This is a genomic window from Mesorhizobium sp. M7A.F.Ca.AU.002.02.1.1 (assembly GCF_003998535.1).
Lineage (GTDB): Bacteria > Pseudomonadota > Alphaproteobacteria > Rhizobiales > Rhizobiaceae > Mesorhizobium > Mesorhizobium ciceri.
This window is the reverse complement of record NZ_RZPB01001042.1, coordinates 1-1,734: the sequence shown is the minus strand read 5'-3', so window position 1 is coordinate 1,734 and position 1,734 is coordinate 1. Positions and strand designations below refer to the sequence as shown.

Sequence of the window (1,734 nt, the reverse complement as noted above, 5' to 3'; positions counted from 1 at the left end):
ATCCATGGCCAGGTCGGCACGATCATTTTTTGGGTGACGGTGACCACGCCGACCAGTTGGTCACAAGGAGTGACCAAACGACGAGACCTGTAGCTACGGGCACAACGGCAATCCGGCCCTCCGCGATTTGTCGCGTCGGGTGGTCTTTCCTCCCGATTGCCGCAGCGTCGCAGTGCGACGAGCCGGTGAGATTGGCCGAAGGCCTGACGCCGGAAACGCGCGAGCGCGCTAAAACTACTGGGTGATGCGCGGTGATGGTGGGATGCTATCTTTAACTATGCCGATTTGCGGCTCTTGGCCTTTGGCCGGTCTTGGCCGATGCCTTCCTTGGCGAGGCTCTTTCGAAGAACCGAGGCCAGCTCGACCACGTTCTCCTGAGGCTTTGGCGCCGGTTTCGGAGGCTTTTTGCCCTTTCGCTTGGCGTCGATCATGGCAATCAACGCATCTTCATAGGTGTCCTCGAATTTCGAGGGATCAAACTTCGTCACCTTCTTGTCGATAAGGAGGCCCGCGATTTCGAGCAAATCCGAATCGTATTTTGGGCTTCTCACGTCATTAAAGACGGTGTCTTCCGATGTCATCTCATTGTGGGTGCGCAACTCGGTCAGCAGCATTCCTTTTTCAAACGGCTGTATCAATACTTCGCGGCCGCGCTGATAGAGTACGACGCAGGAACGTGCCGCGACGCGCTTCTTGGCCATCGCATCGCGCAGGACGGCAAAGGCCTCAAGGGAAGCGCCATCTGCCGGGATCAAGTAGTAGGGCTTTTCGAGATAGCGCGTGTCGATCTCGGCAACCGGAACAAAGGAATCGACATCAAGCGTATGCTGGGACGTCAGTTTCAGTTTCTTGATCTCGTCCGGCTCGACGTGGATGAAATCGCCCTTGTCCGCCTCATAGCCTTTGATCTGATCCTCGGCTTCGACAACATCGCCGGTGCCTTCGTCGACATAGGCACTCTTCACGGGTAAACCGTCGCTGCGGTTCAAAATCTTGAAGTGGATTTTCGATGCCTCGCTGGTGGCACCCACTATCTTGACCCCGCACGACACGGAACCGACCCTCAGAAAACCCTTCCAGACCGCGCGTGGCGCCACCATGCCGTTTCTCCTAGACGTCGACTTCCGCACAACGCCAGGCACACGGTTCTGTTCCGCGTCATGGGCAGCACCTTGTCGCAAGCTTATTCCTCACGGTAGTCCAGCAGCTTGGCGTGGCGGAGCCTTTCCTCGCCCTTCAGGAACCGCACGCGACCGACCAGACCAGGCTTAAGCCATTCGGCCTTTTCTTTCTTGAGACCGATAGGCACTGGTCCGCCGACCTTCCCTTGCACGCGATCCCAAAGTCGCTGGCGCTTGTCAGCTTTAAACGCAACGAAAGCGCCGCCGGCATAGCGGCCCTTGTCGGCCATGAGCACCATTGCGGGCTTTCCAGCCTCGCGCTGCACGCCAATAATGTCCATTTCCTTTTCGGCATAGCATTTGATCTTTCGCCAGTTCATCGTCGGCCCGCTGCGATAGACGCTGTCCTTGCGCTTCGAGACCATGCCCTCCAACCCCGCCCTGTCGACCAGGTGATAAACCGCGTCACCGGTGCCGGGCATGGCTTTGCTGACCTGAATGCGGCCGACGGCTGGAATCAGTTCCTGCAGGATCTGGCGGCGGTCTTCCACCGGCATGTTGCGCAAATCATGCCCGTTCAGGTGCAGGAGGTCGAATGCCACCAAATACAGAT

The 1,734-nt window shown here is 57.8% G+C and carries 1 protein-coding gene and 1 pseudogene; both read right to left on the bottom strand.

Going from position 1 to position 1,734, the window contains the following annotated elements; genetic code table 11:
- Positions 1-275: 275 nt before the first annotated feature.
- Positions 276-1,100, bottom strand: coding sequence for a Ku protein (locus EN879_RS34770; RefSeq protein WP_063170823.1), 825 nt, complete (start codon positions 1,098-1,100; stop codon positions 276-278).
- A gap of 83 nt (positions 1,101-1,183) precedes the next feature.
- Positions 1,184-1,734 (bottom strand): annotated as a pseudogene (locus EN879_RS34765) (ATP-dependent DNA ligase); the annotation flags it as partial.